Annotated in this window: 10 protein-coding genes; 5 read left to right on the forward strand and 5 right to left on the reverse strand. The window is 58.5% G+C overall.

Features of this window, described 5'->3' with window-relative positions; all coding sequences use genetic code 11:
- The first annotated feature begins 141 nt into the window (after positions 1-141).
- Both CAURIC_RS03320 and CAURIC_RS03325 read left to right on the forward strand, forming a co-directional pair.
- Positions 142-999: a 3-hydroxybutyryl-CoA dehydrogenase gene (locus CAURIC_RS03320; protein WP_035113291.1), complete on the forward strand. Its 858-nt coding sequence runs from the start codon at positions 142-144 to the stop codon at positions 997-999.
- A gap of 182 nt (positions 1000-1181) precedes the next feature.
- Positions 1182-1388 (forward strand): CsbD family protein, encoded by a 207-nt coding sequence (locus CAURIC_RS03325; RefSeq protein ID WP_035113292.1) that lies wholly within the window; start codon positions 1182-1184, stop codon positions 1386-1388.
- A 211-nt stretch (positions 1389-1599) separates the two neighbouring features.
- Here the strand turns inward: CAURIC_RS03325 and CAURIC_RS03330 are convergent, their stop codons facing one another.
- The 4 genes from CAURIC_RS03330 to CAURIC_RS03345 all read right to left on the reverse strand — a co-directional run bounded on the left by CAURIC_RS03330 (position 1600) and on the right by CAURIC_RS03345 (position 7872).
- Positions 1600-2946: an aminotransferase class III-fold pyridoxal phosphate-dependent enzyme gene (locus tag CAURIC_RS03330; RefSeq protein WP_235700684.1), complete on the reverse strand. Its 1347-nt coding sequence runs from the start codon at positions 2944-2946 to the stop codon at positions 1600-1602.
- Between the two features lie 251 nt (positions 2947-3197).
- The gene (locus CAURIC_RS03335; RefSeq protein ID WP_282940346.1) at positions 3198-5129 is read right to left on the reverse strand and encodes an ABC transporter ATP-binding protein; all 1932 of its coding nucleotides are present in this window, start codon (positions 5127-5129) and stop codon (positions 3198-3200) included.
- Positions 5130-5139: 10 nt separating this feature from the next.
- Positions 5140-6339, reverse strand: a complete 1200-nt coding sequence (locus CAURIC_RS03340) for a MalY/PatB family protein (RefSeq protein ID WP_035113293.1) — start codon at positions 6337-6339, stop codon at positions 5140-5142.
- Positions 6340-6360: 21 nt separating this feature from the next.
- Positions 6361-7872: a carboxylesterase family protein gene (locus CAURIC_RS03345; protein ID WP_084588088.1), complete on the reverse strand. Its 1512-nt coding sequence runs from the start codon at positions 7870-7872 to the stop codon at positions 6361-6363.
- A gap of 66 nt (positions 7873-7938) precedes the next feature.
- On the opposite strand from CAURIC_RS03345, the gene CAURIC_RS03350 reads away from it, so the two are divergent.
- Both CAURIC_RS03350 and CAURIC_RS03355 read left to right on the forward strand, forming a co-directional pair.
- A complete protein-coding gene (locus tag CAURIC_RS03350) occupies positions 7939-10023 on the forward strand; it encodes a M3 family metallopeptidase (protein ID WP_035113294.1) in 2085 nt (694 codons plus the stop codon).
- Entirely contained in the window at positions 10020-10247 is a 228-nt protein-coding gene (locus CAURIC_RS03355) for a hypothetical protein (protein WP_035113295.1), read from the forward strand. The genes CAURIC_RS03350 and CAURIC_RS03355 overlap by 4 nt, the downstream gene beginning before the upstream one ends.
- 187 nt (positions 10248-10434) lie before the next feature.
- Here CAURIC_RS03355 and CAURIC_RS03360 read toward each other — a convergent pair whose 3' ends face one another.
- Positions 10435-12645 (reverse strand): 4-alpha-glucanotransferase, encoded by a 2211-nt coding sequence (locus CAURIC_RS03360; RefSeq protein WP_035113296.1) that lies wholly within the window; start codon positions 12643-12645, stop codon positions 10435-10437.
- A 284-nt stretch (positions 12646-12929) separates the two neighbouring features.
- On the opposite strand from CAURIC_RS03360, the gene CAURIC_RS03365 reads away from it, so the two are divergent.
- On the forward strand, positions 12930-14762 hold the full coding sequence (locus tag CAURIC_RS03365) for an AMP-dependent synthetase/ligase (RefSeq protein ID WP_172644038.1): 1833 nt from the start codon (positions 12930-12932) through the stop codon (positions 14760-14762).
- Positions 14763-14818: the final 56 nt, after the last annotated feature.

A 14818-nucleotide genomic window follows, 5' to 3' on the forward strand; every position in this document is an offset into this window, starting at 1 on the left:
CATCTTTATCCCTCATGTGCCACTGGCTCATGGGGGATTTTGGCGTCAAGTAAAAGAAAGCCGGCCCCCGGCGGTGGGAACGTCGTTACACTGGTAAGAAGTAAAGAACATATACCCGTATACAGATTTCAAGGAGCGAATATGGTTCAGCGCGTAGGTGTAATTGGTGCCGGCCTCATGGGCGCAGGTATCGCCGAGGTGGCGGCTAAGGCAGGTAGCGATGTTTTGGTGTGGGAGGCGAAGCAGGAATTTGCCGACGCCGGTAAGGCCCGCATCGAAAAGTCTCTCGCTAAGGCAGTTGAGCGCGGCAAGCTGTCAGAAGAAGACCGCGATGCAGCGGTACAGCGACTGTCGTTCACCACCAACCTCGAGGATTTCGCAGACCGTGAGATGGTCATGGAAGCGATCATCGAAAACGAGGATGTGAAAAAGGATGTCTTCGCCAAGCTGGATGCCATCGTGGAAGACAAGAAGGCTCCACTGTGCTCCAACACTTCCTCACTGCCAATCCAGACGATCGCATCCGCGACCGACAACCCACAACGCGTGATGGGGCTGCACTTCTTCAACCCAGTACCAGTGCTGCCGCTGGTGGAGGTCATCCCTGCGCTAACCACCGATGAGGAAATCGTGGAGCGTGCGCAGAAGTACGCCACCGAGCAGCTGGGTAAGACCGCGATCCGCGCGAAGGATCGCTCCGGCTTCATCGTGAACTTCCTGCTGGTGCCTTACATGCTGTCCGCTATCCGCATGGTGGAACAGGGTGTGGCGACTGCAGAGGACATCGATAACGGCATGAAGCTGGGTGCAGCGCACCCCATGGGTCCATTGACACTGGCCGATATGGTTGGCTTGGATACTTGTGCCTTCATCGCAGACGTGATGTACCAGGAGTACGGCGACCCTTCTTACGCTTGCCCACCACTGCTGCGCCGCATGGTTACCGCAGGTCACACCGGCCGTAAATCCGGCAAGGGATTCTACGACTACTCCAAGTAGTTTGCCGTTGATGTTGATGCGGGGCGGACCATGCAGACCTCGCCTCGAGGCGAGGGCCACGTGATCTAAAGGTGGAAGCCACCCCACGGGGTCGCATCAACGCGTACAGTGGAAAACGTACGTTATATTCTCCGATCCAATACGCGATCGGCGAATCCTACACCGACGAAAGGAAGTTAACCATGGGTGCAGACGAGCTGAAGAACAAGGCAGAGGGCCTGGCTGGTAAGGCCAAGGAGACCGCTGGCGATGCTACCGGCAACGAGAGCCTGAAGAACGAAGGCCGCGCAGATCAGACGCAGGCTTCCGTGAAGGAAAAGGCAAACGAGGTCAAGAACAAGGCCGCGGATGCCATTAACAAGGTTATTGGCGACGCTGGCGATAAGTAAACCATCGCAGTCCTGCACCAATAGCAGGGCCAAGGCCCTATCTGGGAGGTGTGTTGCACTTCCTTGGATAGGGCCTTTAGCTTGTTTGGCGCCGTTTTACTATTCGGCGGTGTTAGCTGCCCGGCGCCGTTTTACTATTCGGCGGTGTTAGCTGCCCGGCGTGTTCTCATTACCCCGCCCGAAAACCCGTCCAGGAATTTCAGCGCGCAGGTTACGCCACCGCAGCAATAGCCTTATCCAATTGCTCCAGCGCAAACATCAGGTCGGCTTCGCTCGTCACCAAGGGTGGCGCAACGTGAATGCGGTGGCCGGAAACAACTGGCCAGATACCGGCCTGCTTTAGCGCACCGCCGATCTTGCCCATGGTTGCACCATCCAAAGGGGTCTTCGCTTCCGCGTCCTGCACAAACTCCAACGCCCAGAAGAATCCCAAGCCACGAACGTTTCCAACAATTCCGTACCTCTCGCCGATCCGCTGCAACCCCGGGCCTAGAACTTCCTTGCCCAAGGTGGCAACGCGATCGAAGATTCCCTCTGCCTCGTATACCTCCAGCGCGGCAACACCTGGAGCCACTGCCAGTGGGTGACCGGAATACGTCAAACCACCGGGGTAGGGGCGCTCTTCGAAGGTCTTCTCCACGTCGGCCGTCATCATCACACCACCGAGGGGAACCATTCCGGCATTAACCCCTTTGGCGAAGGTCACCAGATCAGGCTGCAGGTCAGAACCGCCGTGCTCGTAAGCGAACAGCTTTCCTGTGCGGCCGAATCCAACCATGACCTCGTCGGCGATCCACAACGCACCGTGGCGATCGCAGATTTCACGTATGCCCTCGAGGTAACCGGCTGGGGGAGCGATCACACCGCTGGAGCCGACCATCGACTCGATCAGTACGGCGGCGACATCGTCTTCGGCGATCAACGTTTGTTCTAAGTGCTCCAGCGCGCGCTCGCACTCTTGTTCTGGAGAGCTAGCGTAGAACGCACTGCGGTAATTGAATGGCCCCCAGAAGTGCCGGATGTCCCCATCGGTAGTGGGATTGCCGTGACGGCGGGCCTCACCAGTGGCCATCATCGCTGAGCCCGTAGCGCCGTGGTAACTGCGGTAGGCCGTGAGGATCTTCGATTTTCCGGTACTGAGACGTGCCATGCGGATAGCGTGCTCAACAGCATCCGCGCCACCGTTGGTGAAGAAGACATGACTGAACTCACCTTGTGCACGCGCAATGATGCCAGCGGCGAGCTCACTGCGCTGGTCGTTGGCGAATGCCGGGTTGAGGTTGGAGATCCGTGCAGCTTGGCGTTGAATGGCCCGCACCAATGCCGGATGTCCGTGGCCCAGATTGGCGGAAACCAGCTGGGAGCCCAAATCCAGGTATCCCTTGCCTTCGTAATCGAAAACCCACGCACCGCTGGCTGCTGCCAATGGTTGCGGATCAATCTTTGCTTGCGCCGACCAGCTGTGGAAAACGTGGGCGCGGTCGTTGGTGCGGGTTTGTTTCTCTTCTAGCCGAGCTTTTTCTTCTTTGACGCCGACCAGTTCGCCTTTCGTGTTCACATAACTCTCGATGCGGCGAGGTCCGCCGTCCTGACCGAGAATGTCAATGGTGGGAATCGAAAACTCTTCTTCTGCCTGAGACAACGCTTGGGCCTTTCCGTCAATGGGGTTTAGCTACTCAAAAGATGTATGCAAGCGCTTCGGGGTGCAAAACTTAAAAGCGCTGGTAGATACGCCCACTGTACGGCGATATATTGGGATTTTCATCCCATAATGCAAGACGAAGTGAATCTGCCCCATTTTTGGCCGTTTTAGTGTTGCTCGATCAGTTTTTCTTCGTCTTCGTCTTCGTCCTCGCCCTCGGCGTGGTCGTAGAACCCGAAAGCTTTCAACCGCTTGCGATCTGCCGCCGAATTGGAGTTAGTCAATCGCAACAGTTCGGAGTAGATGCCACCCGAAACGGCCAATTCCGCGGGGGAACCACATTCATCCACGCGGCCGTTATCCAAGGTGATGATTTTATCTACGTCCGCGATCGTCGACAGTCGGTGGGCGATCACCAAAGTGGTGCGCCCCACCATCAGCTCATCTAGGCCGGCCTGGACTACGCGTTCGGCCTTGGTATCTAACGCTGAGGTGGCTTCGTCCAGAATGAGCACGGGAGCATCCTTGAGCATGGCCCGGGCCACCGCGATACGCTGCTTCTGGCCACCAGACAGGCGCAGGCCCCGCTCGCCAATCAGGGTGTCGTACCCATCGGTGAATCCCATGATGAAGTCATGGGCAAAGGCTCGCTTCGCGACATCCTCGATTTCTTCCTGGGTGGCCCCTGGCTTGGCATAGGCAATGTTCTCGCGGATCGTGCCGGAAAACAGCGCAGGTTCTTGGAAAACCACCCCCACGGAGCTGCGCAGTTCAGCGGCGGTAAGTTCCGTGACGTCGCGACCGCACACTCGCAGGGTTCCCGAACTGGGCCGGTACAGACCCAGCAGTAGATTGACCAGTGTGGATTTTCCGCCACCGGATTCACCTACCAGAGCCATGGTTTCGTTTTCAGAAGCCGCAAACGACACATCGTGAATCACCGGTTCATTGGCGAGGTAGCCGAACGTGACGGCGTCGAATTCAATAACTGGCCCAGAAGAAGGAGCCTGCAGCTGGGGTACGGCGGCCGACTTAATATCACCCTCGTCCACCAACATCGGACCCCCGGGACGCGCGGCCTCCAAAAGAGGGCGAGTCGCTGAGGGCTCGTCCAGCTCCTCCATCACTTCGAAGTATTCGCGTGAACCTGCGGCTGCACGTTGCGCGGTATCCACCATCCAGCTCATCATGGAGGCTGGCTGGCGGGCCATAGTCACAAGCTGCAGCAGCAAAACCATGTCGCCGATGGAAAAATCTCCGTGGAGCGTGCGCCAAAACAGCGTGAGGTAGATGGCCGCGAAGATGACGTTCATACCACCCATGCGCAGCACATCCATCCAGTGCCAGAAGCGGGACTGCACCTTGGTGAGCTTGATAGTTTCAGCAAAGTGACCTTGGAACAGGCGCAGTTCGCGAAGCTCGGTGACGAAAGACTTTACGACCTTAACTTGTCCGATGACTTCAGCGAAGCGACCTTGAGCGATATCGATGTGCTCATTTTTGTCCTTCTCCCACACAATCCACTTTCTAGACGTGAGCATGGTGAGGTAGAGATACAGCGGAAAGATAATCGCCAGCAGCAGAGCGAGTGGCCAATAGTAGATTGCGGTAATCACCAAGATCATGATCACCGTGATGAGCATGGAGAAAAAGTTGTTGGCGAAGGATTTGATGAAATCCGTCAACCCCAAGATCGAGCGGTCTAGACGAGAAATGATGGTGCCGGTGACCTGCTTGTCGTAGTACGACTGCGGGAGGGCAAGCAGCTTGGCGAAATAGCGATTAGACAGGATTTGGCGCATCCGCATACTCATCACATCGCCGTACCAACCGCCGATATTGCGAACGATCGTGCTGAGTAGTTCGGCACCCAGTAACGCCAGGGCTAGGTAAATCACCGTGCGGGAGGCATCGGATACGGCCTGGGGGTTTTCGCCACGGCTGTTGACGGCTGCCACGATTGCGTCTGTAGCTTCCTTGACGAGGAAAGGGGCAACCAAGGCTAGTATCGCGGTAGCCAAACTGGCGATCACCACGATGATGTAGAAGGGCCAGAGCTCACGGGTAGTGCGGAAGATCCGCGCGAAGGATGCAATCACCCAACCAACGCTAGTCGGTGAATGAGACAGCCTCCAACCGGTCTAGAATTTCATTAAGAATAGCGCGTGACGTCGCAAAATTGATACGTACGTGCCCTTCGCCCTCGTCACCGAAACTGGTGCCTTCGCTGAAGGCCACACGCGCACGTTCCAGAATCTTGGCAGCCGGCTTTTCTGCCAGTCCGGGTACCCCGCGCAGATCTACCCACAGCAGAAAGCTGGCTTCCGGCCGCTCGAACTGGGCGCCCGGCAGGGCCTGGGGAAGTCGCTGTTCCAGCAGATCGAGGTTCCCGGAGAGGTAAGCTAGCTCTTCATCCAGCCACTCTTGCCCTTGCACATATGCGGCCATCATGGATACTTGCCCCAAGGTAGAAGCCGCACCTGTGCGCAATGGATGCACCTTGTCCATGACCGCGCGGTCTTCTGGATTGGTGAATACCATCTGCGCGCAGTGCAGCCCTGCGGTGTTCCACCCCTTCGACGTCGCTGTCACGGTGACAGTTACCTGCGCTGCCACATCGGAAATCGACGCGGTGGGGGTGTGCGTGGCGGGGGAATACACCACGGGCGCGTGGATCTCGTCGGAAATCAGGCGCACCCCGTGCCGATCGGCTAACTCCACTAGCCGCTGCAGTTCCTCGGGACGGAATGCGCGCCCCAGCGGGTTGTAGGGGTTGCACACGATCATGGAACCGGCCTGCTCAAAGGCGCTATCTAGAGCGTCGTAATCAAAAGCCCACTCCTCAGAACCCGATCCGCCTGTACCAGATCCAGCCGTGCGCACCATCGGCACGAAGATCGCCGGGCGTTTGGTGGCACGTGGCACGTCGAAAAACGGGAAGTAACTGGGCGTGGTGATAACGATGGCGCTGTCGGCGGGCGTTAGTTCGTCAATGGCGACCGCCACGCCCTTCACCACGTCCGGCACCAAGCGCACCCACTTCGGGTCCACATCCCACCCAAAACGCTCGCGCTGGAACTCTGCAAACGCGCGCTGCGGGGAGCCATCTCGGCGCTCATACCCGAAGTACTCGTTATCCACGGCCTGTCTGATGGCATCGTGCACCACAGGGCAGGTGGCGAAATCGCTCTCGGCTACCCATGCGGGCAGGACGTCATCCGGGTAGACCGTCCACTTCATCGTCCCGCGACGTCGCAACGTGGTTTCGTCGGGAACGCACACCAGCTTGAGATCAGTTGAATCGGTCATGGTTCCCACCATAGTGGACGGTTAATCGGCAAAGGGGAATAGCCGGCGCACCTCACGTAGCGGATCGCTGGCCACAGATTCGGAGCAATCGCTCATATCGAACAACTTCGTCAGTCGCTCACCGTGGGGCTGGTAGCGGGGCCAATCGGGATCCTTGCCATGCGCGAAATCCACCACGATGTGATGGAAACGCGTTGCCAGTGGTTGCAGGCGCGCGGGCGCGTCTTTGCCACAGAAGCCTTCGACGGACTCGGGCTCGGTGGTGAGATCATCGAAAACCAACGGAAGGTCCCCACAGTGCTGCGCATCGGAATCCTTGCAGTGTTGCTCCGGAGAATGCTGGCTCGCCTCCCCACGCCCACTGTGGAATTCATATGCCCAGGTAGGCGCATCACCGCGCGCCTCCAATGCAGCGGACACAAAGCGGCGAATTGTTGAATCGCCCACCATGTGACCGATTGGCCGAAAGGGCTGCTCGCCGCGCTCGTAACGGTAGTAGGCCCGCTCATCGTGTGTCAGGGCTCGCCAATTTGTTTTCGACGCCACCCCGATCCCCAACCCCATAGTCTTAGCGGCAAGCACCGCTACTGCGCGGGCTACAAGGCGTTTGGCGGGGTTCTTGCTGGTGAAATACGGATCCCATTTCGTGGCAATCGGCGTACGTACGAACTCATCTCGCATGCTACCCATGATCATAGGTAGATCGCGCAGGGCCGTTGGGTCCCAGGGGAACGGTCCGACTGCACAATCCGACGGGTATTTGGCAGCGAAACTCTGATATGCAGATTTCACTTGTTGCCGGCTTAAGCTGCCGATGTGGTCCATGGTCAGCGGACCGCCGAGGACTTTGCGAGCCATATCCACGCGTTCCGGCCAGCCCGTGCGTGGCAACCCCATAGATAGGCACACACCGCGGTGCACCAACCCCTGGCTGCGGGGATCCGAAAGCACCCAGTGCGTCAAGGCGCCACCGGCGGACTGACCCATGAGCGTGACGTTGCTCGGATCACCACCGAAACTGGCGATGTTGCGCTGCACCCACTGCAGCGCGCAAAAGATATCTTCCACACCCCGGTATATCGGTCGACGCTGAGATTGCGCCACATCTGGTTCGTCGGCAAGTGGCAAGAATCCCTCAAAACGCAGACGGTAGTTCACGGCCACATAAACACAGTTGTCCCTAGCAAAATTGCTGCCACGGTACCACAGGGAATCAGCCTCACCCATCTCGTACCGACCACCATGGATAAACACGACGACGGGGCGCGCGGCGTCGGATAAACAAGCCCCAGCAGGAGAGGCAATGCTCAAAGTATGTCGCGAACCGCGACGGGAGCGATCGGCGATTAAAAGACCGTCAGGGTAAGGGGAGGGGGCAGTGGGAAGGGAGAACAGATCCGCCGTATTGGCCAGATCATTGGCATAGGGGACAGCGGTCCAATGGTCGGCAACATCTCCTCGCCAGCCACGAACCGTTCCTTGTTCAGTGGCGATATCCAGCGGAGGGTGAGCTTGCGAGGTGGGTGCAGTCATGAAAACAGATGCTAATTGAGAGCTGGTGAACTCGTGTGTCGAACCAAATAATTAGAGTGGGTGGCTATGAACTACTTCCTGCAACCTTCCGAATTGCCCTATGAGCTTCCTGACTTCGAAGCAGTGGATAAGGCGCTGGAAGACGGCTCGATAATCCCGGCTTTCCAGACCGCCATCGATGATCACGCGGCAGAGATCGCAGCGATCGCCAACAATCCCAGTCAGCCGACGTGGGAGAACACGTTCGAGGCACTCGAAGAATCCGGCGAGATGCTGGACCGAGTATTGGCAATTGTCTTTAACTATTCCGGCTCCATGGCCACCGACAAGATTCAAGACATCGAGGCCAAGATTTCCCCTGTACTGGCAGCGCACACCAGCGACATGCTGCTGAACGAGAAACTGTGGAAGCGGATCCAGGCTATCCCGGCTGCACCCGAGGGTGGGGAAGAAGAAGCACTGCAAAAGTACTGGACGCGCCGATTCGTGCGCGGTGGGGCCAACTTGGATAAGGATCAGCGCGCCACGCTGTGTGAAATCGATGCACAATTGGCCGAACTGACGACTGCTTTCGGCACTACCTTGCAACAAGCCACCGCCGATAACGCGGTTCTTTTCACCGATGCCGATCAGGTGGAAGGCCTGAGTGAGAGCGAAAAAGCCTACTTTGCGCAGGCCGCGAAGGATGAAGGCAAGCAGGGATGGCTCATCCGGTTGGGATTGCCTTCCGTGCAGCCGATTCTGGAAAGTTTGACCAATCCCGAAGCACGAGCCCACATCCACGAGGCATCTCTGCACCGTGCCAAGGGCGCCACGCACAAGGCGTTGCTGCAGATCGCGCAATTGCGGGCGCGCCGGGCTAACTTGCTGGGGTATGACACACACGCGGATTTCGTGGCGGAGGTGGAAACCGCAGGCAGTCGCCAGGCTGTGGAGGAACTGCTGAACCAGTTGACCCCGGCGGCCGTGGCCAACGCGTGGGGTGAGTACAAGCGGGCAGCGGATAAACGCGCGGTCTCCGAAGGCGCAGAAGGTACATTATCCAGCGCCGATTGGCCATATTGGGCAGGAAAGCTGCGCTCCGAAGAACTCAGCGTAGATGAAGCCGAGTTGAAGAAGTACTTCCCGCTGGATTCCGTGTTGGAGGCTGGGGCATTCTATGCAGCCGAACGCCTGTATGGCATCAAGGTCACCCGGCGCGAGGACCTCACGGGTTACCACCCGGATGTCAAGGTGTGGGAGGTGACCGAAGGGGATAGCGGCGAAGGCATCGGCTTGCTGCTCACCGATATGTACGCGCGCCCCACCAAACGCGGTGGCGCGTGGATGAGCAGCTTCGTGGACCAATCGAACCTCAAAGGCCAAGCCCCCGTTGTGGTCAATGTGATGAACATTGCGAAACCTGCGGCAGGTGAGCAGGCGCTGCTAACGATCGATGAGGTCATGACCGTGTTCCACGAGTTTGGGCATGGATTGCACGGTTTGCTCTCTGACGTGCGGTATCCCAGCTTGTCTGGCACCAGCGTGCCCCGCGACTTTGTAGAGTTCCCATCCCAGATCAACGAAAACTGGGCGCTGGAGCCGGAGATCCTGGCTAACTATGCGCGTCACGTGGATACAGGTGAACCACTGCCGGCAGAGCTGGTGCAGGCTGTTCGTGAGCAGTCGAAGTGGGGCCAGGGATTTGCCACTACCGAGTACCTCGCGGCGTGCTGGGTGGACTTGGCTTGGCATACACTTTCTTTTGACGACGCCCAACAGGTCACCGATGTAGAGGATTTCGAGGCGTCCGCTTTGCAGCGGGCCGGGGTGGATATGGATGGCATGATCGCGCCGCGGTACCGTTCCGAGTACTTCAACCACATTTTCGCGGGAGGGTACTCCGCGGGCTACTGGTCCTACCTGTGGGCCGAGGTGTTGGATGCAGATGGTTTCCAAGCGTTTGTCGATACCGGCGCGGCGCGTGGGGAATCGGTAGATGGGGACATTGACCCAGACGACGTGCGTGCAGCCGGAGATCGGTTCCGCCGAATGATCTTGTCCCGTGGTGCAACTATCGATTACGAAGATGCGTTCTGGATGTTCCGCGGGCAGCAGAAGTCCGTGGAACCGCTGTTGCGCCGGCGTGGGTTGGATGGCGCCGTTCAATGAGTGCGCTGTGGGGATGGCTGTTTAACGCGCCGGTCTGGATCCAAACTCCGCTGGTTGTTGTGTTCCTTTTGGCACTCTCCGCCGCATTGGCATTTCTTGTCCTGAAGCTGTTGGAGGTGGTGGTTCCTACCTCATCCGAAGAGCGTGACATGCTGGCACAGCCCGTGGAGGATCCGCAGACAGATGGGCATCGGGATTCCCCAAAGAATGTGGACGCGGTTTAAGCTGTCGATATATATGTTGTCGGAATTGATTGGTCGCCACGGGGTTGTTCCGGCGGGGACTGGAAGGAAGAGGCTGTGAAACACCATTCGAAGGTGAGGCAGGCCCTGATCCTGCTGCTCATTCTGATTCTTGTGGCATGGATGGCGGGGACGTTCTTCTAGAACCTAGCCGCCCTGTGCTACTCACTTATCCCCGCGCTGCCCGCAGTACGTTCCGGGCTAATGCCTTGTTGGGCAGGTCTTCCACGGTGACGGCGTTCCCATCGTGATCGCATAGAGGAATGCGCCAGTTGGGGTAGACATCTTGGGTGGTGCCTGGCTGGTTTTGGGCCCGCACGTCGCCGACCATATCCGCCAGCGCAACGCATCGCATCGCGCTGGGGGTCAAGGCGAGGAAGCGGTGCATACCCTCGATAATGCCGGAGCTGTGTGCGTTGCCGGGATTATCGCCGCCCAACCCATCGGCGCCACCGGGGCGGTTATCGCGACCATGCACAGGGTCCTGTAGTTCGTCGGCGATGCGCGCAGAATACTCCTCGAATGGCAACCCTGCGAAAGCGCCGGCTTGGGCAATCTTCGATAGCACCTGCACCTGCCACTGCGCGTCGTTAGAAAACTCTTCCTCCACGGTGGTCGTCAACACACCTAGTTCTTCGCGCAGCGTGATGTGACCACCCCGTAGGTAACTCGCAGTGGGTGGTAAATCGTGGGTGGTCACGCTTGTCAGGCTGAGCTCTCGGTAACGATCCGGAGATTTTGGTCCGTTGGCATCGCCTTCGAACCACACCACGGTGGTTCCCAACACGTGTCGATCGGCTAGGTACTGCTGCACCCAGGGTTCGAACGTGCCAAGGTCTTCACCGACCACCACGGCCCCGGCCCGCTCGGCTTCGAGGATGAGTGCTCCGACCATTGCCTCGTGGTCATAGTGCACATATGTGCCCGTGGTGGGGGATTGCATTCGGGGAATCCACCACAGTCGGAACAACCCCAGCACGTGATCAACGCGGATCCCTCCGGCAGTGCGCAGAATTGTGCGGAGCATATCCCGCCACGGGAGGTAACCGTGCTCGGCTAGCTTCCACGGATGCCATGGCGGTTGCGACCAGTCTTGTCCTTGCTGGTTGTATCCGTCCGGTGGTGCACCCACGCTGGCACCCGGAGCCAATACGTATTCCAAGCTGCGCGCATCGGCGCCACCGGGGTGCACACCCACGGCGAGGTCCGCCAGCAGCCCAATACGCTGGTATTGTTTCAGTTCGTTTTGTGCTGCCAGTTCTTGTTCCTGGCATAGCATCTGCACCCAAGCCCAGAAATTGGCTCCGAGGTTCGACCAATCGCCCGCGCTCGCTTGGCACCACGTGACGAAACCTTCGAGGCCCTCGCCTTCGCGGTCAATGAACTCCTGCAGCTGTCGCAGCCTGTCTACTGGCAGGCCCGCCTCGTAGATGGCCGCTAGCGCCTGCAGTTTGGCAGCCCAAACTGCGTTGCGATCTAGCAGCTCGGCCTGGTCGTTGGCCGTAGCCACCCCGGCGCGCAACTGGGCGATATCGTCGTGTAGTTCCGGCCTTTGTCGATACTCTGGAATGTTCTCAATGCGCAGGTAAATGGGGTTGGAGTAGCGGCGCGTGGTCGGCAGGTACGGCGAATCCTCTACCGGGATTGCCACCTCGGCCGCATGCATGGGGTTGACCAGTAAGAAATCTGCCCCGCCCAATTGGTTGAGCGCCCGCCCCAGTGCTCCGATCGTGGCATAATCGCCCAGCCCCCACGCGCCGGTATCGCGCACCGAGTACAGTTGCGCCATCACCCCCGTGGCTGGGTTGTCTAGCAGTTCCTGGGTCTTGCTCAACCGATCCGGGCTCACCAACAACGTGGCCTCCGCCTGCGTGGTTTCGGCCTGCACTCGCAGTGTATGCCACCCTGCGGGCAGCTTCGGCAGCTGGAAGGTAGCGGTTCCGAAAGTCATGTTGGTTTCGGTTGCTTCGTTGTTTTTTTGATTTGACGCCACCCCGGCCGGCACGGACACCGTTTCCGGTGGCACCCACGTATTCAGCTGTTCGAGCACGTGCTCGGAGCCATCTTCGAGGATGGCCGTGACTTGGACGCGTTCACCATCGACACAGTTCACTGTGAGGTTTTGTGCGCGCTGCGCCCGTGCAGTCACTGTCGGGGGGATCATTCGCGCCAATTTGTGGTATTTCATCGTGGCCAGCGCGGCGTCGAGATGAAAAGCTTCCACACCGTCGGAAGGGATGTCGACCCCCAACTCCCGCAAAGTAAAGATGATTGTGGCCTCGTCGACCGTAACTGTGCTGCCGTCCTGGCCCGTGTAGGACGTGGCTACGCCACAGTGATCGGCCAGCTCGTGCAGAGTGCGGGTGACATCTGAATTCATAGTTGTTCATTGTGCCGGTGGCGGGCAGTTTATGCCATGCGAAAAAGTGTGCGAGGTGGTCGAATGGGGGGTTTTCTGCCGAGTACTGCAATGTCTGAGGTGTGTGCCAAAATGGAATTCGGCAACGTGACGCGGAACACTAAGCTATATTTCTAGAAGTGTGCATCACGCTGGCTGACGCTGCAACTACAACCCGTCCACGCGTGTGTTCCGCGAGAAGCGCTGTGCTCGGGACAAGCCACCTGTATGCGAAAAAGAAGTATTAGTCCTCTTAAAGGAGAATGATGACGGAGTACACCTCTGAAGCGCTCTACATGGTCGGGGAAAAGGAAACCATCCTCACCGCCGTGCGCGATCTTGCCGCCGACCAGCCGAATACGGTGTTATTTAGTCGCCCAGTGAACTTCGAGTGGACGGATGTGACCGCCGAGGAGTTCCTAGAGAACGCATACGCAGTAGCCCGCGGTCTTATCGCCAACGGCGTGGAGCAGGGCGATCGGGTCATCATCATGTCCGAGACTCGCTACGAGTGGACCCTCTTGGACTTCGCCATCATGGCTGCCGGCGCGACCTCCGTGCCGATTTACCCATCATCGTCCACCTCTCAGTGTGAATGGATCGCACAGGATTCCGGCGCGAAGATCGCTATCGGTGAGAATGAATCGCACACCACGCGCTTGGAAACCTTCCTCCGCGATGGGGAACCCCAGCCGAATCAGGCGCATTTCAACCGTGTTCTGTGCATCAATGCAGGTGCGGTCGACATCCTGATCAATGACGGCAAAGAAGGCGGGATTGGCCAGGAGCAGGTAGAGGCGCGAATCGCAGACACGAAGAGTAGCGATGTGTGTTCCATCGTCTACACTTCCGGCACCACGGGGCGCCCCAAGGGCTGCCGTTTGCTGCATTCCAACTGGCTGGGCGAAGCACGTGCCATCCTGACCCACCCCGTGGGGCAATGCGGTCGCGCCGGCTCCCGCGTTCTCACATTCCTGCCGTTGGCGCACGTGTTCTCCCGCGCGATCTCCCTGGCTTGCGTAGTCGGTGGCGCCACCCAGATCCATTGGTCGGACATGGGTTCGCTGGTCACCCAGTTCGAGCGCGCAAAGCCGCACCTCATCGTTGCCGTCCCGCGTATCTTTGAAAAGGTCCACGCAGGTGCCAAGGCTAAGGCCACTGATGGTGGAGGGCTCAAAGCAAAGATTTTCCTGCGTGCCGAGAAGGTAGCGCTCGACTACTCCCGCGCGCTCGATAACCCTGAAGGCCCTTCCGCTGCGCTCAAGGTTCAGCGTGCAATCTATGACAAGCTGGTCTACAGCAAGGTGCGCGAGGCCATGGGTGGCGAACTGGAATACGCTATCTCCGGCGGTTCCGCATGTAACCCTGATCTCCTGCATTTCTTCCGTGGTATCGGCGTGCGGATCTTCGAGGGTTACGGACTAACGGAATCCACCGCTGCCATCGCTGTGAACTTCGATCCGGACAACATCATCGGTACCGTCGGTCGACCCATGGGTGGCAACACCATCCGCATTGCTGAAGATGGCGAAATCACCATCAAGGGCACCGTGGTATTCGACGGCTACTGGCAGAACGAAGAAGCCACCAAAGATTCCTTCACCGAAGATGGCTTCTACCGCACTGGCGACCTGGGTCGTCTGCTGCCCAGCGGCCACCTGAAGATCACTGGCCGTAAGAAGGAGATCATCGTCACCGCCGGTGGCAAGAACGTCTCGCCGGGCCCCATGGAGGACATCCTCCGTGCGGCACCACTGATCTCGCAGGCCATGGTGGTCGGCGACGACCAGAAATTTGTCGGCGCGCTGATCTCCTTGGATGAGGAAGCAGTGAAGAAGTGGAAGGCCAATCATAACGTTCCGGAGAACACTCCAATCAGGGAGTTGGCGAAGAATGCGGTCCTGCGTTCCGAGATTCAGGATGCGGTCAACCAAGCCAACCTCAGTGTTTCTCACGCCGAAGGCATTAAGAAGTTCCGTATTGTCGAGCGCGATTTCACGGAGGAAAACGGCGAGGTCACCCCGTCGTTAAAGCTTAAGCGCTTTGTTATCGCGAAGAACTTCGCCGATGACATCTCATGGATCTACAGCGTGAAGTAAAAATTATCCTTCCCACACACCGGCCATGCCTCCCCGCTTGGCCGGTTTTCCTGTCC

The organism is Corynebacterium auriscanis (assembly GCF_030408435.1).
In the GTDB taxonomy this organism is placed as follows: Bacteria; Actinomycetota; Actinomycetes; order Mycobacteriales; family Mycobacteriaceae; genus Corynebacterium; species Corynebacterium auriscanis.

Bases quoted from the DNA above. Each gene is read 5' to 3' on its own strand.
- CAURIC_RS03325 (WP_035113292.1), top strand. From the start codon at position 1,182: ATGGGTGCAGACGAGCTGAAGAACAAGGCAGAGGGCCTGGCTGGTAAG.
- CAURIC_RS03320 (WP_035113291.1), top strand. From the start codon at position 142: ATGGTTCAGCGCGTAGGTGTAATTGGTGCCGGCCTCATGGGCGCAGGT.
- CAURIC_RS03340 (WP_035113293.1), bottom strand. From the start codon at position 6,339: ATGACCGATTCAACTGATCTCAAGCTGGTGTGCGTTCCCGACGAAACC.
- CAURIC_RS03345 (WP_084588088.1), bottom strand. From the start codon at position 7,872: ATGACTGCACCCACCTCGCAAGCTCACCCTCCGCTGGATATCGCCACT.
- CAURIC_RS03360 (WP_035113296.1), bottom strand. From the start codon at position 12,645: ATGAATTCAGATGTCACCCGCACTCTGCACGAGCTGGCCGATCACTGT.
- CAURIC_RS03365 (WP_172644038.1), top strand. From the start codon at position 12,930: ATGACGGAGTACACCTCTGAAGCGCTCTACATGGTCGGGGAAAAGGAA.
- CAURIC_RS03350 (WP_035113294.1), top strand. From the start codon at position 7,939: ATGAACTACTTCCTGCAACCTTCCGAATTGCCCTATGAGCTTCCTGAC.
- CAURIC_RS03355 (WP_035113295.1), top strand. From the start codon at position 10,020: ATGAGTGCGCTGTGGGGATGGCTGTTTAACGCGCCGGTCTGGATCCAA.